Here is a 22,959-nt window from a genome sequence, read left to right on the forward strand (position 1 = left end):
AATACAAGAGTTATGAAAAGTTTAAATGAAGATTTAAAAACAGGACAATTTAAACAGATTTATCTTTTATACGGAGAGGAATCTTATTTGAAGCGGCAGTATAAAGAACGTTTCGTTAAAGCGCTGCTTCCGGAAGGGGACACAATGAATTATGCTTCTTATGACGGGAAGAATATTGACGTCAGGGAAGTGATCGATTTGGCAGAGACAATGCCGTTTCTCGCACAGCGTCGTCTTCTTGTGTTTGAAGACACCGGATTTTTTAAAAGTTCGGGAAGCGCCGGAGGGGAGCTGGCAGATTATATCGCTGAGATGTCCCCGTCAGCCTATTTTCTTTTTATTGAAAAAGAAGTAGATAAAAGGAGCAGGCTGTATAAGGCTGTCAAGGCGAAAGGTCATATTGTCGAATTGACAATTCAGGATGAAAATACGCTTCGGCGCTGGGTTCTCGGGCTTGTAAAGAAAGAGAAGAAACAGATGGAAGGTGCGGATGCGGCGTATTTTTTGAATAAAGTCGGGACAAATATGGAAAATATCATGCAGGAATTGGAAAAGCTGTTTTGTTATACAGAGGACAGAGAGAAGATAACAAGAGCGGATATTGACGCAATTTGTGTGACGCAGATTACGAACCATATTTTCGAGATGGTAAATGCTGTTGCGAATAAAGATCAAAAGAAGGCGCTTGACTTATACTATGAACTGCTCGCATTGGATGAACCGCCTATGCGGATTTTGTTCCTGATGACGAGGGAATACCGTCTTCTCTTTCATGTGAAAGGACTGATGAATCACGGGTATGGAAAGAAAGAGATCGCATCAAAAGCAGGGATTCATCCGTATGCAGCGGGAAGATATATGGACGAGGCAAGAAGGTATGAATTAGGAGAGCTTCGCAATGTAATGGAAGAAGGGGCGCAGTTTGAGCAAAATGTTAAGACAGGGGTCATGACGGATTCATTGGCTGTGGAACTTTTCATCGTGAAGCACTCAGCGCGTCAATGAGGGAACGATTTGTGCCCGCCCAAAAGGGGGATAACCGCATTTTAAGGGAAACGGTTTTTTAATAAGAAAGTATATGAAGTAAAGTATGGAAATAATGGAGGAATCAAATTGTCAGTTATAGATCAGAGTAAAATAAGAAATTTTTGTATCATTGCGCACATTGATCATGGTAAATCTACATTGGCAGACAGGATCATTGAGCAGACCGGACTTTTGACAAGCAGAGAGATGCAGTCGCAGGTACTTGATAATATGGAACTTGAAAGAGAACGTGGAATTACGATCAAGGCACAGACTGTTCGTACCGTATATAAGGCGGACGATGGGGAAGAATATATGTTTAATTTGATCGATACCCCAGGACATGTGGATTTTAATTATGAAGTTTCCCGAAGCTTGGCTGCCTGTGACGGGGCGATCCTCGTTGTCGATGCTGCGCAGGGTGTGGAAGCACAGACACTGGCAAATGTTTATTTGGCGCTGGATCATGATCTTGATGTGATTCCGGTTATTAATAAGATCGATCTCCCAAGTGCAGATCCGGAGAGAGTCAAGGAAGAGATCGAGGATGTGATCGGTATTGAGGCGGAAGATGCGCCGTTGATTTCTGCGAAGACAGGGCAGAATATCCATGATGTGTTGGAACAGATTGTAAAAAAAGTTCCGGCGCCGCAAGGAGATCCGAAAGCTCCGTTAAAAGCGCTGATTTTTGATTCTGTTTATGATTCTTATAAAGGAGTTATTGTATTTTGCCGGATCAAAGAAGGAACAGTAAGGAAAGGGACTCCGATGCTTATGATGGCAACCGGAGCACAGGCTGATGTGGTAGAAGTCGGAACATTCGGGGCGGGAAGATTCATCCCCTGTGAAGAACTAAGTGCAGGAATGGTAGGCTATATTACGGCGAGTCTGAAAAATGTGAAAGAGACGCGGGTAGGAGATACTGTGACCGATGCATCAAGACCGTGTGAGACTCCGCTTCCCGGATATAAGAAGGTAAATCCAATGGTATATTGCGGATTATATCCTGCGGATGGTGCAAAATACCCGGATCTTCGTGACGCACTTGAAAAACTTCAGCTTAACGATGCGGCGCTTCAGTTTGAGGCAGAGACGTCAGTGGCTCTCGGTTTCGGATTCCGCTGCGGATTCCTCGGACTTCTTCATCTTGAGATTATTCAGGAACGTTTGGAAAGAGAATATAATTTGGATCTCGTGACAACTGCGCCGAGTGTAATTTATAAGATCTATAAAACGAACGGAGAAGTGATCGAATTGACAAATCCGACGAATATGCCGGATCCGGCAGAAATTGATTACATGGAAGAACCGATGGTAAAAGCAGAGATTATGGTTACGTCAGAGTATATTGGTGCGATCATGGATCTTTGTCAGGAACGCCGCGGCATCTATCAGGGCATGGAATATATAGAAGAAAAGCGTGCAGTTCTTCATTATCACCTGCCGTTAAATGAGATTATCTATGACTTTTTCGACGCATTAAAGTCAAGATCAAGAGGCTATGCATCATTCGATTACGAAATGATGGGATATCAGAAATCAGAGCTTGTGAAGCTGGATATCCTTATTAATAAAGAAGAAGTAGATGCATTGTCATTTATTGTGTTTGCAGGAAGCGCTTACGATCGGGGAAGAAAAATGTGTGCGAAGCTTAAGGAAGAAATTCCGCGTCAGCTTTTTGAAATTCCGATTCAGGCGGCAGTCGGAAGCAAGATCATTGCCCGTGAGACAGTGAAAGCGATGCGCAAGGACGTTTTGGCAAAATGTTACGGCGGGGATATTTCCCGTAAGAGAAAACTGCTTGAAAAGCAGAAAGAAGGAAAGAAACGGATGCGTCAGGTCGGAAGCGTAGAGATTCCGCAGAAAGCATTTATGAGTGTTCTCAAATTGGATGATGAGTAAAAAGAGGTAAGAGCGGCAATGAAAAAAGAGTTAGAGCTGTATGTGCATATCCCTTTTTGTGTAAGGAAATGTGCATACTGTGATTTTCTTTCATTTCCTGTACGGAAAGAAAATATTTCTGCGTATGTGAAGGCTCTTGTCAGAGAGATAGAAGAAAAGAAGGAACAGTTTTCGCAGTATCGTGTGACGACGGTGTTTTTAGGCGGTGGAACTCCCTCTATATTAGAGGGAGAATACACTGCCTCTATTTTTCACGCTTTGCGGGAAAACTTTGACATTGCGGACAATGCAGAAATAACAATGGAAGTGAATCCCGGGACTGTATCAGAAGAAAAAGTAACGATGTGGAAAAAGTGCGGGGTGAATCGATTAAGTATCGGGCTTCAATCCGTCAATGACGAAGAATTGAAAATGCTTGGCCGAATCCATACTTATAAAGAATTTCTTTGTACATGGGAGCTGGTAAGAAGAGCAGGATTTCATAATATAAATATAGATCTGATCTCGGCGATTCCGGGACAGACGGAAAAGAGTTGGGAGAAAACACTTTGTACGGTGGCAAAATTACAGCCGGAACATATTTCCGCATACAGTCTGATCATAGAAGAAGGAACGCCTTTTGGTGAAATATATGCAGAGGGAGCGGTGCAAAAAGAGAAAACAGCGCTTCCTCTGCCGGATGAAGATGCGGAGCGGGCGATTTATGAGGCGACAGGAGAGATCCTTCGAAGATATGGATATGAGAGATATGAGATTTCGAATTATGCCAAACCGGGATATGAATGCAGGCATAATCTTGGTTACTGGCAGCGGAAAGAATATCTTGGGTTAGGTCTTGGCGCGGCATCTCTGATCGCAGAACATCGGTTTTGCAATACAGATAAAATGGACGTTTATCTGGAAGGCGGAAAAGACCGGACAGGAGAATCTCACCGATTGACGATTCAAGAGCAAATGGAAGAATTTATGTTTCTTGGATTACGAGAAACGAAGGGAGTATCGAAAAAGCATTTTTTCGATGTGTTTGGAGTGAAGATGGATTTGGTTTATGGTGAGACGATCAGAAAACTTGTAAAACAACAGCTTCTTGTAATAGAAAAAGAAAGAGTTCGTCTGACGGAACACGGAATTGATATCAGCAATTACGTAATGAGCGAGTTCCTATTTTAAAATAGGAATTAAGAATATAAAAAAATCAGAAACACTGTTGACAAAAGGAAAATGCAGTGCTATCTTAATATACGAAAGGTGTTAGCACTCAAAAGAAAGGAGTGCTAATAGCGAGAGAGGAGGAAAGGCTGTGGCGGTCGATACATCGTTAAGTGAAAGAAAACTTATTATATTAAAAGCGATCATACAGAATTACCTTGAGACCGGAGAGCCGGTCGGCTCGCGGACACTTTCCAAATATACCGATCTGAACCTCAGTTCTGCAACGATTCGCAATGAGATGGCAGACCTTGAAGATTTGGGTTATATTTTTCAGCCTCATACATCGGCGGGAAGAATTCCTTCGGATAAAGGATATCGGCTTTATGTCGATCTTCTGATGGAAGAGAAAGAGCAGGATATTGCGAAGCGGGAAAACGCGATGCTGGAGAAGACGGATAAGGTTGAGAAAGTATTACAGCAGGCGGCCAGAGTTTTGGCGACGAATACGAATTATGCAACGATGGTATCATCTCCGATCAATAATCGGAATACATTGAAATTCATTCAGCTTTCTCAGGTTGATGCGGAGCAGATCGTAGCAGTTATCGTACTTGGCGGGAACGTGATCAAGAATAAGATCATTGAAGTCGGGGAAATGTTAAGTAATGAAAATCTTCTGAAGCTGAATATGCTTCTGAATACGACGCTGAACGGACTTCCGATTGATCAGATCACGCTTGGACTGATCGCAAGACTGAAAGAGCAGGCAGGTATTCACAGTGAAGTTGTCGGTCATGTATTGGATGCGGTGGCAGATACGATCCATGTGGAAGATGACATGAAGATCTACACAAGCGGAGCTACAAACATCTTCAAATATCCAGAGTTAAGCGATAAGCAGAGTGCTCAGGAGATCATTAGTGCATTTGAAGAAAAGCAGCAGCTTGCCGACCTTGTGACAGAGACGCTGGCAAGCGAGGATAATCACGGGATACAGGTATATATCGGAGATGAGACTCCGGTTAAGACAATGAAAGACTGCAGTGTCGTGACAGCGACGTACGAACTTGGCGAAGGTATGAAAGGGACGATCGGCATTATCGGACCGAAACGGATGGATTATGAGCATGTCATGAAGACGCTGAAAATTCTTCAGGGAGAGTTGGATGCGATTTATAATAAAGATCCGAAAGGATAGAAAGGTGGAAAGCCGATGGGTGACAAGATGAGCAAAGAAGATATGATAAAAGAAGCCGTCGAGGAAGCAAAGGCAGAAGCTGCAAAGATGCAGGAAGAAGGAGATGCGGCTGACTCGGAAGAAACAGCGGCAGAAGAGACAGAAAACACTGCAAACGAAGATGCTTCGGAAGAGGCGGAGGAATCGCAGGAAACAAAAGATACAGATCCAAAGGAAAAGAAAAAGTTTTTTGGAAAGAAAGAAAAGAAAGATAAAAAAGACGAGAAGATCGAAGAATTGACTGATCGTCTGACTCGTCAAATGGCAGAGTTTGATAACTTTCGTAAACGTACGGAAAGAGAAAAATCTCAGATGTACGAGATTGGCGCGAAAGATATCATAGAGAAGATACTTCCGGTTATTGATAACTTTGAGCGCGGTCTTGCCGCCGTGCCGGAAGAGGGCAAGGACGATCCTTTCGTAGAAGGGATGGAGAAGATTTACAAACAGATCATGACAACACTGGAAGGAGTCGGAGTAAAACCGATCGAAGCAGTGGGTCAGGAATTTGATCCGGATTTTCATAATGCGGTAATGCATGTGGAAGATGAGGAAGCAGGTGAGAACATCATCACGGAAGAGTTCCAAAAAGGCTATCTGTATCATGACAGCGTCGTGAGACACAGTATGGTAAAAGTAGCAAATTAGTCAGAAAGTAACTTTATTTCAGAATAATAAAAATCAGGAGGAAAAAATCATGGGAAAAATAATCGGTATTGACCTCGGTACAACAAACAGTTGTGTAGCTGTTATGGAAGGCGGACAGCCGACAGTAATTGCAAATACAGAAGGCGCAAGAACAACACCGTCTGTTGTTGCATTTACAAAGACAGGAGAGCGTCTCGTAGGAGAGCCTGCAAAGCGTCAGGCAGTTACAAACGCAGACAAAACAATTTCTTCAATTAAAAGAGAGATGGGAAGCGACTTTAAAGTATCCATCGATGAGAAAAAATATTCTCCGCAGGAGATTTCTGCAATGATCCTTCAGAAATTGAAAGCAGATGCAGAAGGATACCTGGGAGAAAAAGTGACAGAAGCTGTTATTACAGTTCCGGCATACTTCAATGACGCACAGCGCCAGGCAACAAAAGATGCAGGTAAGATTGCAGGACTTGATGTAAAACGTATCATCAACGAGCCTACGGCAGCAGCGCTTGCTTACGGACTTGACAATGAAAAAGAGCAGAAGATCATGGTCTACGACCTTGGAGGCGGTACATTCGACGTTTCTATCATCGAGATCGGTGACGGCGTGATCGAAGTTCTCTCAACAGCAGGAAATAACCGTCTCGGCGGTGATGACTTTGACCAGAAGATCACAGATTATATGCTGGCAGATTTCAAAGCAAAAGAAGGCGTTGATCTCTCTACAGATAAGATGGCGCTTCAGAGATTAAAAGAAGCGGCAGAGAAAGCGAAAAAGGAACTTTCTTCAGCGACAACGACAAATATTAATCTTCCGTTCATCACAGCGACAGCTGAAGGACCGAAGCACTTTGATATGAACCTGACAAGAGCAAAATTCGATGAACTGACAAGAGATCTTGTAGATAAAACAGCAGAGCCGGTAAGACGCGCACTTTCAGATGCAGGACTTACAGCCGCAGATCTTGGTCAGGTACTGTTGGTAGGCGGATCTACACGTATTCCGGCTGTACAGGAAGAAGTGAAGAGACTGACAGGAAAAGAGCCGAGCAAATCATTGAACCCGGATGAATGCGTTGCTCTCGGAGCATCTGTTCAGGGAGGAAAACTTGCCGGAGACGCAGGTGCAGGAGATATCCTTCTTCTTGATGTTACACCGCTTTCTCTTTCCATCGAAACAATGGGCGGCGTTGCTACAAGACTGATCGAAAGAAATACAACGATCCCGACAAAGAAGAGCCAGATCTTCTCTACGGCTGCAGACAATCAGACAGCGGTAGATATCAACGTTGTACAGGGAGAAAGACAGTTTGCAAAAGACAATAAATCACTCGGACAGTTCCGACTGGATGGAATCCCGCCGGCTCCGCGTGGAATCCCGCAGATCGAAGTTACATTCGATATTGATGCAAACGGTATTGTAAATGTATCTGCAAAAGATCTTGGAACAGGAAAAGAACAGCACATTACGATTACAGCAGGATCAAATATGTCTGACTCAGACATTGATAAAGCAGTAAAAGAAGCTGCTGAGTTTGAAGCGCAGGATAAGAAACGTAAAGAGGCGATCGATACAAGAAACGAAGCTGACGCAATGGTATTCCAGACAGAGAAAGCAATCAAAGAAGTAGGCGATAAGCTGGACGCAAACGATAAAGCTGCTGTAGAAGCTGATATGCAGGCATTGAAAGATGTGCTGGCAAAATCAACTCCGGAAAATACATCAGAGGCTGATGTGGCTGAGATTAAAGCTGCAAAAGAGAAACTGATGGAAAGCGCACAGAAACTTTTTACAAAGATGTATGAGCAGGCAGGCGCTGCGGCAGGAGCTGGCGCGGCAGGTCCGAATCCGGGTCAGGATGCAGGTCCGGCTCCGGAAGGATTTAACGGCGATGATGTCGTAGACGGAGATTATAAAGAAGTTTAAAAAATCAGACGAAACAGTGATAAAAAGTCTGAGAATGTCAGGCAATGTGTAAAATAAAAATTCTACGGGATCGTGTAAAAGCGGTTTCGTAGAATTTTCTTGAGGAAAGGTAGAGTATTCGTATTATGGCAGAGTCAAAGAGAGATTATTACGAGGTGCTCGGCGTCGGCAAAGATGCTGATGAGGCGGCAATAAAAAAGGCATACCGCGGACTGGCAAAGAAGTACCATCCCGATATGAACCCGGGGGATGCCGAAGCAGAGAAGAAATTTAAAGAGGCATCCGAAGCATATGCTGTTCTAAGTGATCCTGAAAAACGTCAAAAATATGATCAGTTCGGTCATGCGGCATTTGACGGCGGCGCAGGCGGCGCGGGAGGTTTCGGAGGCTTTGACTTTAGCGGTGCGGATTTCAGTGATATTTTCGGTGATATTTTCGGCGATCTGTTCGGCGGAGGAAGACGCGGCGGCAGAAGTAATGGTCCGATGAGGGGCGCGAATGTCCGAAAGAGCATAAGAATTACATTTGAAGAAGCTGTGTTTGGCTGCGAGAAAGAATTAGATCTCGTATTGAAAGATCCGTGTGAAACGTGTGGCGGAACAGGAGCAAAACCGGGAACTTCTCCTGAAACTTGTCCGAAGTGCGGCGGCAGGGGGCAGGTCGTTTATACCTCTCAGTCCTTTTTTGGAACGGTTCAAAACGTACAGACATGTCCGAATTGCGGCGGTTCCGGCAAGGTGATCAAAGAGAAGTGTTCAAAATGTGCGGGAAGTGGATATATTGCAAACCGAAAGAAGATCAAAGTTTCTATTCCGGCAGGAATCGATAATGGTCAGAGCGTTCGTATCCGAGACAAAGGAGAACCGGGCGTAAACGGAGGACCAAGGGGAGATCTTCTTGTAGAAGTGAATGTTTCGTCACATTCGTCGTTTAAGAGACAGGATATTCATATCTTCTCTACGATTCCGATCTCATTTGCAGTGGCGGTGCTCGGAGGGGATATCCGTATACCTACAGTAGACGGAGATGTGATCTATAATGTGAAGCCCGGAACGAAGACGGATACGAAAGTACGTCTTAAAGGAAAAGGTGTGCCATCTCTTCGTAATCCGCAGGCAAGGGGAGATCATTATGTGACGCTTGTAATCCAAACACCGGAAAAATTAAGTTCAGAGGCGAAAGAAGCGCTTCGTAAATTTGATGAATTAACAGGAAATACGCTCCATGAGCATGATGAAGCGACAGCAAAAGGCGAAAAGAAGAAAAAGAAAAGCTTTATGGAGAAAATGAAAGAGGCTTTGGAAGATTAATGTATAAGAGGATGTCAAAAAGGGCATCCTCTTGTTTTGTTGTCCAAAAGGATCGGAATAGAACTTCTGCTTATATATATCTATAATAAACGATAATAGTAAGCATGTGAAAGAAAGTATTGACTTATTGTGAGGAACTCCGTATCCTTTATAGGGTGAAAGATAAATAGCAGAATGAATTTGATAAATTTACAGGAGGCACATAGAAAATGGGTGGATTTTTCGGAGTTGCATCAAAAAGAGACTGTGTATTGGAGTTGTTTTACGGCGTGGATTACCATTCCCACCTCGGAACGAGAAGAGGAGGAATGGCTGCGTATGGTAACGGAGAGTTCTGCCGTGCGATCCATAATATAGAAAATGCTCCTTTTCGTACAAAATTTGAACGGGATGTAGACGAGATGAGAGGAAATCTCGGAATCGGATGTATTTCGGATTATGAGCCGCAGCCACTTCTTATACAGTCACATCACGGAAGTTTTGCAATCGTTACAGTAGGAAAGATCAATAATGAAGAGGAACTCCTGAAGAAAGTATTTGAAGAAGGGCATTCCCATTTTCAGGAGATGAGCGGTGGAAAGATCAATGCGACGGAATTGGTAGCTTCTTTGATCTGCAAGAAAGGAACTCTTATAGAAGGAATCCGTTATGCGCAGGAGACAGTGAACGGTTCTCTGACCTTGCTTCTTATGACGAAAGACGGAATTTATGCGGCGCGCGACAGATATGGAAGAACGCCGATTGTTGTCGGAAAGAAAGAGGATGCGTACTGCGTTTCATTTGAAAACTCGGCATATATTAATCTCGGTTATGAAGCGTATAAAGAACTGGGACCCGGGGAGATTGATCTGATTACCCCGGAAGGAGTAGAACAGCTTGTTGCGCCGGGAAAAGAAATGAAGATCTGTTCTTTCCTGTGGGTTTATTATGGGTATCCGACATCTTCTTATGAAGGAGTTAATGTGGAAGAGATGCGTTATAAATGCGGAAGCATGCTTGCAAAACGCGACGGGGATTCGGTGCATCCTGATATTGTGGCAGGAGTTCCCGATTCCGGTATCGCTCATGCGATCGGATATTCGAATGAATCCGGAATACCATATGCAAGACCGTTTATTAAATATACGCCGACATGGCCGAGGTCGTTTATGCCTACAAGTCAAAGTCAGAGAAACCTGATCGCGAAGATGAAACTGATCCCGGTACAGTCTTTGATAGAAGATAAGAAGCTGCTTTTGATTGACGATTCCATCGTGCGGGGAACACAGCTTCGGGAGACGACGGAATTTCTCTATAAGAGCGGTGCAAAAGAAGTACATGTGCGTCCGGCATGTCCTCCGCTCGTATATGGCTGTAAATTCCTGAACTTTTCAAGATCAAAGTCAGATCTTGATCTGATCACACGCAGGATCATTCAGCAGGAAGAAGGCGAAAACTGTCCGGCAGAGGTGCTTGCAGAATATGCAGACCCAGATAGCTGCCGCTATGCAAAAATGGTGGAGGAGATCAGAAGAATCCAGAATTTTACAACTTTGCGATTCCACCGGTTGGACGATTTGATTGCTTCCATCGGCATTGACCCATGCAAGGTGTGCACATATTGCTTCAACGGAAAAGAATGATCAAAAAGAGAGGCAAAAGAATAATTAAAAGGTAGTTTGGCAGAAATAGTATGCTTAAGAGAGAGAATCATGTAGAAATTGACAGGAGAAAGTTTTATAAGACTGTGCTGGCGCTTGTTGTGCCGATGGCGCTACAAAATCTTATTAACGTAGGAGTTACGGCGGCGGACGTTATTATGCTTGGCGCTGTCGGAGAGAAGGCGCTGTCCGGCGCATCGCTGGCTGGGCAGATTCAGTATATTATGACGTTATTCCTGTTTGGACTGACTTCCGGGGCGACGGTGCTTACCGCTCAGTATTGGGGAAAAGGCGATCATGATGCGATTGAAAAAATATTAGGGATGGCGGTAAAAGCGGCGGTTTGCGTGACGGCGCTTTTTACAGTGGCAGCCCTTGCGATACCGGAACTTTTAATGCAGATTTTTACGAGTGATCCGGTCGTTATCTCAGAGGGTGTCAAGTATCTTAGGATCGTGGCATTTACCTATGTGATGATGGGTGTTACGCAGGCATATTTGTATATTATGCGGAGTGTGGAACGGGTTGTTGTGGCGACGGTTGTTTATCTGTTGTCACTTATCTGCAATATTATTATGAATGCAATTTTCATTTTCGGGCTGCTCGGTCTTCCGAAGATGGGAGTTGCCGGAGCGGCGCTTGGAACACTTTGCGCAAGGATTTTGGAAGTAGTGCTTGTTGCGGTATATGCCCGCCTGTTTAATCGGGAGATCAGGCTGCGGTTTAAGTATGTACTTCATACCGATAAGATACTCTTCCGTGATTTTATGCAATATGCCCTTCCGGTTGTAGTTAATGAAGTTTTATGGGGACTTGGCACTGCGGCAAATACGGCGATCCTCGGTCATATGGGAAGCGCTGCCGTAGCGGCAAATTCAGTGGCACAGGTGGCAAGGCAGCTTGCGACAGTTGTCTCCTTTGGATTGTCCAGCGCGGCGGCAATCTATCTCGGAAAGACGATCGGCGAGAGAAAGACGGAATATGCGAAAGCCTATGCAAAAAGGTTTCTCATACTGAGTGTTATTATGGGTGCGCTGGGAGGAGCCGTAATTCTTGCGGTTTCGCCTTTGGCTGCTGCGGCACTGACACTGACAGGCACAGCGAAGGAATATTTAAAGATCATGTTTTTTGTCATGTCTTATTTTGTTGTCGGACAGGCAATTAACACAACGCTCGTTGTTGGAGTATTCCGATCCGGCGGTGATACAAGATTCGGATTGATCCTTGATATGACAACGATGTGGTGCTGTTCGATTTTATTCGGTTTCCTTGCCGCCTTTGTATTTAAGTTAAGTGTTCCGGTCGTTTATGTTATCCTTATGAGTGATGAAATTATAAAAATACCGATCACATATAAGCGATACCGCAGTTATAAATGGCTCAATGATGTGACAAGATAAATGAGAAGAAAGTGACGAACGATATTCGGGCAAAATCAGTACAAGATTTTGCCCGAATGTGTTATACTGAAAAAAGAGTAAATTATAGAAAGAGGTAGTAAATCATGCCAGAGGAACAAAATACAAATGGATGTACAGAGGAATCTTGCGCCGGATGCGCGCACGCAGATTCATGCAGCAGTAAGAAAGAAGATTTTCGTGAGCCGGAGAATCAGTACTCTTCTATTAAGAGAGTCATCGGTGTAGTCAGTGGAAAAGGCGGCGTCGGTAAATCGCTTGTCACGGCTTCACTTGCAAGGATGATGCGGGAAAAAGGATATACGGTCGGAATTTTGGATGCGGATATTACCGGTCCGTCCATTCCGAAAATGTATGGAATTCATGAGAAAGCAAGGGGAACAGAAGAGGGGATCCTCCCGTGTATTGCAAAAGATGAGACAAGAATTATGTCGGTCAATCTTCTTTTGGAAGATGAGTCAGCTCCGGTTATTTGGAGAGGACCGATCATTGCAGGCGTTGTAAAACAGTTTTGGACAGATGTTATGTGGGGGGATATCGATTATTTGTTTGTTGATATGCCGCCGGGAACAGGAGATGTTCCGCTGACAGTATTTCAGTCGCTTCCGGTAGATGGTGTTGTCATCGTGACATCTCCTCAGGATCTTGTACAGATGATTGTGAAGAAGGCGGCAAACATGGCAGAGCAGATGAACATTCCGGTGCTTGGAATCGTAGAAAACTACAGCTATGTAAAATGTCCTGACTGCGGAAAAGAAATAAAAGTATTCGGGGAAAGCCATGTGGAAGAGGCTGCGCAGGAAATGAATGTTCCGGTGCTCGGACGCATGCCGATTGATATGAAACTGGCAGAAGCAGTTGAAAATGAGAAATTTTATGAAACAAAGAATCCGTATCTGGCGGATGTAGAATTATAAGGCTGTCAGCGCGAAGAGATCAGGATGGAGTGATCTGTATAACGTTTTCGCCGATCGTCAGAAAGAGGTGGAAAAATGATAGGAAAGAGAACGGCAATTTGGAAAAAGGAAGAATACTTGTATGAAAGGGAAGGCGGAGAGATTCCTTATCTGATTAGTTATATGCATGAGGATGATCAGATCCGTCCGGCGATGATCGTAGTGCCGGGAGGCGCCTATCGTCAAGTGTCATCGTCAGAAGGCGATATTGTTGCAAGGATGTTCTATGGGCAGGGCTACAATGTATTTGTACTCACATACAGCGTGAATCCCGAAGATGCAGAACCTCTGCATCTTCAGCCTCTGAAAGATCTGGCGAGAGCGGTAAGGATCGTACGTTATTATGCGAAGCAATGTCAGATTGATGCGGATAAAGTTGCGGTGTGTGGATTTTCAGCAGGAGGACATCTGTGCGGAAGTCTCGGTGTCCATTTCAAAGATATAGAGGAGGAAAGCCCTCTTCTGAAAGAAATTTCATGCAGACCGGACGCAGAGATACTTGCATATCCGGTTGTCACATCAGGAAAGTATAAAAATGAAGAGTCTTTTTTGGCGCTTTTAGGAGAAGAGCCTGCAAAAGAGGAATTGGAGTATATGTCGATTGAAAAGCATGTGACAAAAGAGACGCCGCCGTGTTTTTTGTGGCACACTTTGGAGGATCGAACCGTTTCGGTAGAAAATAGTTATCTTTTTGCCGAGGCATGCAGGAAGGCAGGTGTTCCGTACGCACATCATGTATTTACGGAAGGAGTGCATGGAATGTCAACAGCAGAGAAAGAGTGGTTTGAACAGAAATTAAAAGAGCGTCCGGGAAAATGGACTGAGGAAGAGCAGCGGTATATTTATGATGCATTAGATGCGGTCGGAATGTGGACAGAACTTGCAAAACGCTGGCTGAAAAAAACGCTCGATATTAAGGAAAGGCAGGAGATAGACAGTGAGGATTTTATTTATCAGACATGGAGATCCGGATTATATAAATGACACGCTGACAGAGAAAGGGCATCGGGAAGCGGCGCTGCTTGCAAAAAGAGCGGCTTCTTTGAATCTTGGGACATGTTATGTCTCTCCGCTGGGACGGGCGAAAGACACAGCGCAGTATTGTCTGGACAAAGTCGGGAAGACCGCACAGACGTTAGAATGGCTGAGAGAATTTCCGGCAAGGATCGATCTGAATCAGGCGGTGCATCTTCAGAAGGCATATCCGACTGCGGATAAAAAGGATGGGAAGTATGTGCCGAGGATCGTGTGGGATATCACCCCTTCTTATTGGATAGAACACGGTGAATGTATGGATAAGATCAAGTGGCGGGAATCTGATATATGCCGGAATTCAGATGCGGTAGAAGTGTACGACAGAGTGACTTCTGAGTTTGACAAATTTCTTGCAGATCACGGATATGTTCGTGAAGGAAGTTCTTATAGAGTGGAAAAGGAATGCACAGAGACGGTGACATTTTTCTGTCATTTTGGAATCACATGTGCATTGCTGTCCCATTTGTGGAATATGTCTCCTTTTGCGGCGTGGCAGTATTTTGCGTTTGCGCCGACATCGGTGACAGAGATAGTGACAGAGGAACGTGAGCAGGGAATTGCCTGTTTCCGGGGATTGAAGCTGGGAGATGTTTCTCATCTCTATGCAGGGGATGAGCCGGTTTCTTTGGCTGCGCGTTTCTGTGAAGTGTATAGCGATGAGAACGGCAGACATTGAGTGATCTTTTTCATATCCGGATATTGGGGAGCAGAAGGCAGGGATATAGGAAACGTACAGGTTTCCTATAAGTCCTTGCCTTTTTTATGGATTGTATGTTAATATAAGCGTTGGTGCGTGTTAAGCATCACATATCCCAAAAAACGAAGTTTCAAAAAAGGAGATATTGTAATGATCAGTGCAAATAATGTAACTCTGCGTGTAGGGAAAAAAGCGCTTTTTGAAGATGTCAATATTAAATTTACAGAAGGAAACTGCTATGGTCTGATCGGCGCCAATGGAGCCGGAAAGTCTACGTTTCTGAAGATTTTATCAGGTCAGCTTGAACCGACAAACGGTGAAGTTGCGATCACTCCGGGAGAGCGTCTTTCCTTTTTGCAGCAGGATCATTTTAAATATGATGAATACCCGGTTCTCGACACAGTAATCATGGGAAATGCCCGCCTGTATGAGATCATGAAAGAGAAGGAAGAGATTTACGCGAAAGAGGATTTCACAGACGAAGACGGAATCAAGGCAAGCGAGCTTGAAGGAGAATTTGCCACAATGAATGGCTGGGAAGCAGAATCCGATGCGGCGTCACTTTTGAACGGTCTTGGAATCGAGACAGAGCTTCATTATAAAACGATGAAAGATATGACAGGTCCGCAGAAAGTGAAGGTACTTCTTGCACAGGCGCTGTTCGGCAATCCTGATATCCTTCTTCTTGACGAGCCGACAAACCACCTTGACCTTGACGCGATCGCATGGCTGGAGGAGTTTTTGATCAATTTTGAAAATACGGTGATCGTCGTATCCCATGACCGTTATTTTCTGAATAAAGTATGTACACAGATTGCGGATATTGATTATGGAAAGATACAGCTTTACGCAGGAAACTATGATTTTTGGTATGAGTCAAGTCAGCTTCTGATCCGTCAGATGAAAGAGGCGAATAAGAAAAAAGAAGAGAAGATCAAAGAACTTCAGGACTTCATTTCCCGTTTCAGCGCCAATGCTTCAAAATCAAAACAGGCGACATCGAGAAAACGTGCTCTTGAGAAGATCCAGCTTGACGAAATCAAACCGTCCAGCAGAAAGTATCCGTATATTGATTTCCGTCCGAACCGTGAGATCGGAAATGAAGTGCTTACGGTAGAAGGTCTTTCCAAAACGATCGACGGGGTGAAAGTACTTGACAATATCAGCTTTACTCTCGGTCATGATGATAAAGTTGCTTTTGTCGGAAGCAACGAAGTTGCCAAAACAGTTCTTTTTAAGATCCTGATCGGAGAGATGGAGCCGGATGAAGGTACTTACAAATGGGGAGTGACGACTTCACAGGCGTATTTCCCGAAAGATTTCGGCGGAGAATTTGACAGTGATTATAATATTACAGAATGGCTGACACAGTATTCTGAAGAAAAGGATGTGACTTATGTCCGTGGATTCCTTGGAAGAATGCTTTTCTCAGGGGAAGACGGGGTGAAGAAACTGAAAGTTCTTTCAGGAGGAGAAAAAGTACGCTGCCTTCTTTCTAAGATGATGATTTCCGGAGCGAACGTCCTTCTTCTTGATGAGCCTACGAACCATCTTGACATGGAATCGATCACGGCGCTCAATAATGGATTGATCAAGTTTCCGGGAGTACTGCTCTTCACATCACGAGATCATCAGATCGTGCAGACAACGGCAAACCGCATTATGGAAATCGTTCCGGGCGGACAGTTGATCGACAAGATTACGACGTATGATGAGTATCTTGAGAGCGATGAGATGGCGAGAAAGAGACAGACATATACTGTAACAACTGAGGAAGACGACTAAAATTAAAATATCCTCTTCCTTTTTGGAAATAATTCTGTTATAATGTAAAAGCTGTGTGTGAAGTTCCTGCACAGCTTTCATATGGAGACGTATCGAAGTGGTCATAACGGGGCGCACTCGAAATGCGTTTGCCCTCCGGGGCACGAGGGTTCGAATCCCTCCGTCTCCGTTTTAACAAAGATACCGAGAGTCTGAAAGAAAGAGAAGGCTCTCGGTATTTTGATTTTTTCCTCTTTGTTGTTTTCTGTCAGAAAAATGAAGAATTTGAAAAGAATATGAAAAGATTTGTTTAAAAATCAACTTCCGGTTTCACAATAAGAAAAAAAGTTATATAATGGAGAAGTTAAAAGAGGGAAGTAGATTGTAGCAGAAAAGAGGTTATCAATATGACAATAAAGAAGGCAACACTCGTCCTTGAAGGCGGCGCAACACGCGGAATTTTTACGTCGGGAGCGCTGGATTATCTGATGGAGAAAGACTTGTATTTCTCAGATGTGATCGGCGTTTCGGCAGGTTCCTGCAATGCGGTGGATTATGTTTCACGGCAGCCGGGAAGAACGAGAGATTGTATGATACCGGCTGATAAAGAAGGAAACTACTATTACGGGATTAAAGATTTCGTGAAAGAGAAAAGCCTGATGAATATGGACTTGATCTTTGATAAATATCCGAAGGAATTACTTCCGTTTGATTTTGAGACCTATTTTAATTCGGAGATTAACTGTCAGATCGTTACGACAAACTGTCTGACAGGAAAGGCAGAATATATGACCGAGGATCATGACAGTGACCGTCTGATGCGGCTTTGCAGGGCGTCGTCAAGTATGCCGCTGCTCACTCCCATCGTGAATATTGATGACGTTCCGTATCTTGACGGAGGACTGGCAGATTCTGTTCCGATCAGACGAGCGCAGCAGATGGAAAATGAAAAGATTGTTGTCATCCTTACGAAGAATTCAGGATATAGGAAATCAGTTCTTTCACCGGCTATGCAGAGAGTATACAAAAGGGCATACAAATCATATCCGAATTTGATCCGAACGATTTTCAGGAGAAGTTTTGAGTACAATAAAACGATGAATTATTTGGATCAGCTTGAAAAGAAAGGAGAGATATTTATTCTCAGACCGCATGTAAAACCGGTTTCAAGGCTGGAGAGAAATAAAGAAACGCTGCATGCGTTTTATGAGCACGGATATAAATATACAGAACGAAAATTTGAGGATCTTATGGAATATCTAGAGAAATAGAAACTTTTCCCGGAAGGGCAGACGACAGTTTGCTTCGTGGGAAAATGACAGAAAATCAGAGAAGGAGAGAGTGGGATGGAAAAGACAGAAACGTTAGATTATACACAAAATCGAGAGTTATCATGGCTGCGTTTTAATCAGCGGGTGTTGGAAGAAGCTCAGGATGAGAGTGTTCCGCTTATGGAACGCATGAAATTTGTCGCAATTTTTACAAGTAATCTTGATGAATTTTTTATGATCCGTGTAGGAAGTCTGTATGATATGGCTGCGGCTGACAGTAAGAAGCAGGATATCAGATCAGGGATGACTCCTAAGCAGCAGCTTGACGCCATTTATAAAGCGGTCGCACCTCTCTATAAAGAAAGAGATAAAACGTATGCGGAAATAAAGAAACAGCTCCAGCCATATGGAGTATGCGGAATGGATTTTAAGGAGCTGGAGCAGCAGGAAAAGAAGTATGTTAAAAAATATTTTAAAGAGCAGGTGCTTCCGGTTTTGTCACCACAGATTGTTGATGCGAATCATCCGTTTCCGCATCTGCTGAATAAGGATATTTATGTTGTGGCGACGCTGAAGATGGGGAATAATGCTATGCTCGGCATTGTACCTGTTCCTCCGTATATTTCAGATGTTCTTTATCTTCCGGGTCATGATGTGCGCTACATCCGTATGGAAAAAGTGATCATGGAATATTTGGAACTTGTATTTGAACAGTATCAGGTGTCGGATAAAAACTATATTTGTGTGACAAGAAATGCGGACATTGCACCGGATGACGAGGCGCTGGCGGACAATGAAGATTTTCGGTATATCATGAAAGAAACGCTTCATAAAAGGCGCAGAATGGCTGTGGTAAGACTTGAGACAGCCGCGCCGCTTGGAAAAGAGATGGAAAAATATTTCTGCGACAAGTTTAAGATCGCGCCGGAATGTATTTTCAGGACGAAAATGCCAATGAAGCTTGGTTTTATTTTTGCGATCGCAGACAAGATACCGGAGTCAATGAAAAAAGCACTGACGGACGAACCGTTCACACCGCAGCCTGCTGCCGCTCTTGCGGAGGGAATGAGTGTGATGGAGCAGGTAAAGCGAAAAGACGTCCTTTTGTCCTATCCTTATGAGAGTATGGATCCGTTTTTGCAGCTTATTAAAGAAGCGGCATTTGATCCCGATGTTATGACGATCAAGATTACGATCTACCGTCTGGCGAAAAAGGCGCGTCTTGTGGAATATCTTTGTGCGGCGGCTGAAAATGGAAAAGAGGTAACGGTACTGATCGAACTGCGGGCTCGTTTTGACGAGCAGAACAATATCGATTGGTCTGAACGTCTGGAAGAGGCAGGATGTCGTGTGCTGTATGGATTTGACGGCTATAAAGTTCATTCAAAACTTTGCCTGATTACATATAGGAGCAGAAACGACATTCGTTATATTACGCAGGTAGGAACGGGAAATTATAACGAAAAGACAGCGAAGATGTATACAGATTATTCGCTTATGACGGCTCATCAGGGAATTGGCGAGGATGCGGCTGTATTTTTCAAAAACATGTCTATCGGAAACCTGGACGGAGAGTATCATCATCTGATTGTTTCTCCGTTCAGTCTGAAACGCAGCGTTTTGAAGCATATGGATGAGGAGATCCATAAAGGCGCGCAAGGGCGCATCATTATGAAAATGAATTCCGTAACAGATATGGATTTCATTCGGAAAGTAGAGGAAGCTTCCTGCGCAGGGGTAAAGGTAGATTTGATCGTGCGTGGAATCTGCTGTATTTTACCGGGTGTAAAAGGACATACGGAAAATCTGCGTGTTACAAGTATTGTAGGAAGATATTTGGAGCATCCGAGGGTATTTGTATTCGGAACAGGTGAAACGGCGAAAGTATATATCGGATCAGCGGATATGATGACGAGAAACACGGAGAAACGTGTAGAAGTTGCTTGTCCGATCTATGATGAGGGAATTAAGAAACATCTGATCCATGATCTGAAAGTAATGCTGGCAGATAATCTGAAAGCCCGCATTATGGCAGATGACGGTACATATAAGAAGAAGGAAAGAAAAGGGGAGGCAGTCAACGCACAGGCAGCCTTTATGAAGGCGGCGCTGAACGCAAGACCGCCGAAAGTGCTTCCGAAAGCAAAAAGAGAAAAAAGATCGATCTTTCAGAAGGTATTTCGTGCGATTGGAAAAAGAAAGGCATGATCCTTTGTGATCAGGAAAGGAACACAGAATACAGTATATGGCGAAATCAATCTATATTGCGGAGAAACCAAGTGTGGCTCAGGAGTTCGCAAAGGCATTAAAAGTAAAGGCAAGAAGAGCGGATGGATATTTGGAATCCGAGGAGGCGGTGATCACATGGTGCTACGGACATTTGGTTACAATGAGTTATCCGGAGGCATATGATCCGGCTTTGAAAAAATGGACTCTTCAGACACTCCCGTTTATTCCGGATGAATTTAAATACGAAGTCATTCCGTCAGCGGCGAAGCAGTTTCGGATTGTCAGTTCTCTTTTAAACAGAGAGGATATCGATACGATCTATGTATGCACCGACTCGGGAAGAGAAGGAGAGTATATATACCGGCTTGTAGAGCAGGAAGCTCATGTTTCGGGCAAAAGAAGACTTCGCGTATGGATTGATTCTCAGACAGAAGAAGAGATCCTTCGGGGAATCAGGGAAGCAAAAGATCTGTCAGAGTATGATAATCTGGGCGCCTCTGCCTATCTTCGTGCGAAAGAAGATTATTTGATGGGAATTAATTTTTCGCGGCTGCTTACATTGAAATATGGAAACAGTATTTCGAATTATTTAAATACGAAACACTCTGTCGTGTCGGTAGGACGGGTGATGACTTGTGTATTAGGAATGGTTGTGCGACGTGAAAGAGAAATTCGAGAGTTCGTAAAGACTCCGTTTTACCGTGTGATCAGTATTATTGACGGGTTTGGGCACAGCTTCGAGGGAGAATGGCGGGCAGTGAAAGGCTCAAGATATTTTGAATCATTTGATCTGTATAAGGAAAATGGATTTAAGACAGAGGAGAAAGCAAAAGAATTGATCGCATATCTGTCAGAGGAAGAGCCGCTGCAGTGTACGATCGAGTCTGTGGAGAAGAAAAAAGAAAAGAAAAATCCGCCTCTCCTCTATAATTTGGCGGAACTTCAGAATGATTGTTCAAAACGGTTTAAGATCAGTCCTGATGAAACGCTTCGGATCGTACAGGAATTATATGAAAAGAAACTGGTTACATATCCGCGAACAGATGCAAGGGTTCTGTCAACAGCAGTGGCAAAAGAGATTAGCCGAAACTTGAACGGACTTTCGAAATATCCTGCGGCACAGCCGTATCTGCAGGATATTCTCTCTTTTGGAAGTCACAAAAATCTGGCAAAGACAAGATATGTAAATGACAAGCAGATTACGGATCACTATGCGATCATTCCGACGGGACAAGGATTGGGAGCGCTGCAGGCACTTGCGTCAACGGCACATGAAGTGTATGATCTGATTGTAAAAAGGTTTTTGAGCATCTTCTATCCGCCTGCGGTATATCAGAAAGTTGCGATTATCTCACAGATTCGCGGAGAAAGATTTTTCTCGAATTTCAAAGTGCTGGCAGAGGAAGGTTATTTGAAAGTAGCGGGAGTTCCGCAGGGGAAACGCAACGGGAACAAAGAGAAAAACGAGGAGCAGACGGAAGAACAGGATCTTGACACTGCGCTGTTTGAGGCGATTAAAAAGTTGAAAAAAGGGAGTATTCTTCCGGTAAGCGCGCTGGACATAAAAGAGGGGGAGACTTCGCCTCCGAAACGGTACAATTCAGGTTCCATTATCCTTGCGATGGAGAATGCGGGGCAACTGATTGAGGATGAAGATCTTCGTGCTCAGATCAAAGGAAGTGGAATCGGAACAAGCGCAACCCGCGCGGAAATTTTAAAAAAACTGATCCATATCAAATATCTTGCCCTGAATAAAAAGACGCAGATCATTACACCGACATTGCAGGGAGAGATGGTATTTGACGTAGTGGATCATTCTATTAAATCCCTTTTGAATCCGGAACTTACCGCAAGCTGGGAAAAGGGACTTACTTATGTGGCGGAGGGAAGTATTACTCCGGATGAATATATGGTGAAGCTGGATCGTTTTATAACGAACAGGACAGTAGGAGTAAAAGGACTCAATAATCAATATCAGTTAAAAATCTGTTATGATAAAGCGGCAGGTTTTTATAAAAAGAGCCGATAAACGGCAGAAAAGGAGAAAGACACATGAAAGCATTGACAGTAAAGGAACTTTATACATTAGATGAAACAATCGCAAAAGATCTCTTTGACGGAGTAACATACCCGTGGGAAGTACTTCCGAAGATCAGTTCATTTATCGTAGAACTCGGAAATACGTTAAGCAGTGATGAATACGAAAAAAGAGGGGATAATGTTTGGATCGCAAAATCTGCTAAGGTGGCGCCTACCGCATTTATTAACGGGCCGGCGATCATCGGAAAAGAGGCGGAAGTGCGTCACTGCGCATTTATCCGCGGAAACGCGATCGTAGGAGAAGGCGCAGTTGTCGGCAATTCTACAGAACTTAAGAATGTCGTACTCTTTAATAAAGTACAGGTTCCTCATTATAATTATGTAGGCGATTCTGTTCTTGGTTATAAATCACATATGGGCGCAGGATCGATCACATCGAATGTAAAGTCGGATAAAAAGCTTGTTGTTGTGAAAACTCCTGAAGGAAATATTGAGACAGGAATGAAAAAATTCGGGGCAATGCTCGGCGATGAAGTAGAAGTCGGATGTGGAAGTGTTCTGAATCCGGGTACAGTCATAGGAAGTCACAGCAATATTTATCCGTTGTCTTCTGTAAGAGGATTTGTTCCGGCAAACAGTATCTATAAAAAGCAAGGTGAGATTGCAGAAAAATATTAATCAAAAAAGGATGTGAAGCCGGGCGGAAGAAA

The 22,959-nt window shown here is 43.8% G+C and carries 17 protein-coding genes and 1 tRNA gene; all 18 read left to right on the plus strand.

The window, feature by feature from the left end; all coding sequences use genetic code 11:
- Positions 1–12 precede the first annotated feature (12 nt).
- The 18 genes from holA (at position 13) to RCH61_RS00620 (ending at position 22,927) form a co-directional block, all read left to right on the plus strand.
- Complete coding sequence (holA, locus tag RCH61_RS00535; RefSeq protein ID WP_178006213.1) at positions 13–1,005, plus strand: DNA polymerase III subunit delta; 993 nt, start codon at positions 13–15, stop codon at positions 1,003–1,005.
- 108 nt (positions 1,006–1,113) lie between these two features.
- The gene (gene lepA / locus RCH61_RS00540) at positions 1,114–2,928 is read left to right on the plus strand and encodes a translation elongation factor 4 (protein ID WP_306479557.1); all 1,815 of its coding nucleotides are present in this window, start codon (positions 1,114–1,116) and stop codon (positions 2,926–2,928) included.
- Positions 2,929–2,946: 18 nt separating this feature from the next.
- Complete coding sequence (gene hemW / locus RCH61_RS00545; RefSeq protein WP_306479558.1) at positions 2,947–4,098, plus strand: radical SAM family heme chaperone HemW; 1,152 nt, start codon at positions 2,947–2,949, stop codon at positions 4,096–4,098.
- A 130-nt stretch (positions 4,099–4,228) separates the two neighbouring features.
- Entirely contained in the window at positions 4,229–5,278 is a 1,050-nt protein-coding gene (gene hrcA / locus RCH61_RS00550; RefSeq protein WP_306479559.1) for a heat-inducible transcriptional repressor HrcA, read from the plus strand.
- A 15-nt stretch (positions 5,279–5,293) separates the two neighbouring features.
- Positions 5,294–5,965 (plus strand): nucleotide exchange factor GrpE, encoded by a 672-nt coding sequence (gene grpE / locus RCH61_RS00555; RefSeq protein WP_306479560.1) that lies wholly within the window; start codon positions 5,294–5,296, stop codon positions 5,963–5,965.
- A 49-nt stretch (positions 5,966–6,014) separates the two neighbouring features.
- Entirely contained in the window at positions 6,015–7,889 is a 1,875-nt protein-coding gene (gene dnaK, locus RCH61_RS00560; protein ID WP_306479561.1) for a molecular chaperone DnaK, read from the plus strand.
- A 125-nt stretch (positions 7,890–8,014) separates the two neighbouring features.
- A complete protein-coding gene (dnaJ, locus tag RCH61_RS00565) occupies positions 8,015–9,199 on the plus strand; it encodes a molecular chaperone DnaJ (RefSeq protein ID WP_306479562.1) in 1,185 nt (394 codons plus the stop codon).
- 209 nt (positions 9,200–9,408) lie between these two features.
- On the plus strand, positions 9,409–10,821 hold the full coding sequence (locus tag RCH61_RS00570) for an amidophosphoribosyltransferase (RefSeq protein WP_306479563.1): 1,413 nt from the start codon (positions 9,409–9,411) through the stop codon (positions 10,819–10,821).
- A gap of 50 nt (positions 10,822–10,871) precedes the next feature.
- Entirely contained in the window at positions 10,872–12,239 is a 1,368-nt protein-coding gene (locus tag RCH61_RS00575; protein ID WP_306479564.1) for an MATE family efflux transporter, read from the plus strand.
- Between the two features lie 104 nt (positions 12,240–12,343).
- Positions 12,344–13,174, plus strand: a complete 831-nt coding sequence (locus tag RCH61_RS00580) for an Mrp/NBP35 family ATP-binding protein (RefSeq protein WP_306479565.1) — start codon at positions 12,344–12,346, stop codon at positions 13,172–13,174.
- 75 nt (positions 13,175–13,249) lie between these two features.
- Complete coding sequence (locus RCH61_RS00585; protein WP_306479566.1) at positions 13,250–14,197, plus strand: alpha/beta hydrolase; 948 nt, start codon at positions 13,250–13,252, stop codon at positions 14,195–14,197.
- The gene (locus RCH61_RS00590) at positions 14,151–14,924 is read left to right on the plus strand and encodes a histidine phosphatase family protein (RefSeq protein ID WP_178006907.1); all 774 of its coding nucleotides are present in this window, start codon (positions 14,151–14,153) and stop codon (positions 14,922–14,924) included. Before RCH61_RS00585 ends, RCH61_RS00590 begins: the two co-directional genes overlap by 47 nt.
- 171 nt (positions 14,925–15,095) lie before the next feature.
- Positions 15,096–16,730 carry an ABC-F family ATP-binding cassette domain-containing protein gene (locus tag RCH61_RS00595; RefSeq protein ID WP_306479567.1) on the plus strand — a complete coding sequence of 545 codons (1,635 nt, stop codon included), beginning with the start codon at positions 15,096–15,098 and terminating at the stop codon, positions 16,728–16,730.
- Between the two features lie 83 nt (positions 16,731–16,813).
- Positions 16,814–16,899 (plus strand) — tRNA-Ser (locus RCH61_RS00600).
- A gap of 217 nt (positions 16,900–17,116) precedes the next feature.
- Positions 17,117–17,980, plus strand: a complete 864-nt coding sequence (locus tag RCH61_RS00605; protein WP_306479568.1) for a patatin-like phospholipase family protein — start codon at positions 17,117–17,119, stop codon at positions 17,978–17,980.
- A gap of 75 nt (positions 17,981–18,055) precedes the next feature.
- A complete protein-coding gene (gene ppk1 / locus RCH61_RS00610; RefSeq protein WP_306479569.1) occupies positions 18,056–20,188 on the plus strand; it encodes a polyphosphate kinase 1 in 2,133 nt (710 codons plus the stop codon).
- Positions 20,189–20,225: 37 nt separating this feature from the next.
- Positions 20,226–22,238 (plus strand): DNA topoisomerase, encoded by a 2,013-nt coding sequence (locus tag RCH61_RS00615; protein ID WP_178006474.1) that lies wholly within the window; start codon positions 20,226–20,228, stop codon positions 22,236–22,238.
- Positions 22,239–22,261: 23 nt separating this feature from the next.
- Entirely contained in the window at positions 22,262–22,927 is a 666-nt protein-coding gene (locus RCH61_RS00620) for an acyltransferase (RefSeq protein ID WP_306479570.1), read from the plus strand.
- The last annotated feature ends 32 nt before the right edge of the window (positions 22,928–22,959 follow it).

The organism is Mediterraneibacter sp. (genome assembly GCF_030825015.1).
In the GTDB taxonomy this organism is placed as follows: domain Bacteria; phylum Bacillota; class Clostridia; order Lachnospirales; family Lachnospiraceae; genus Mediterraneibacter.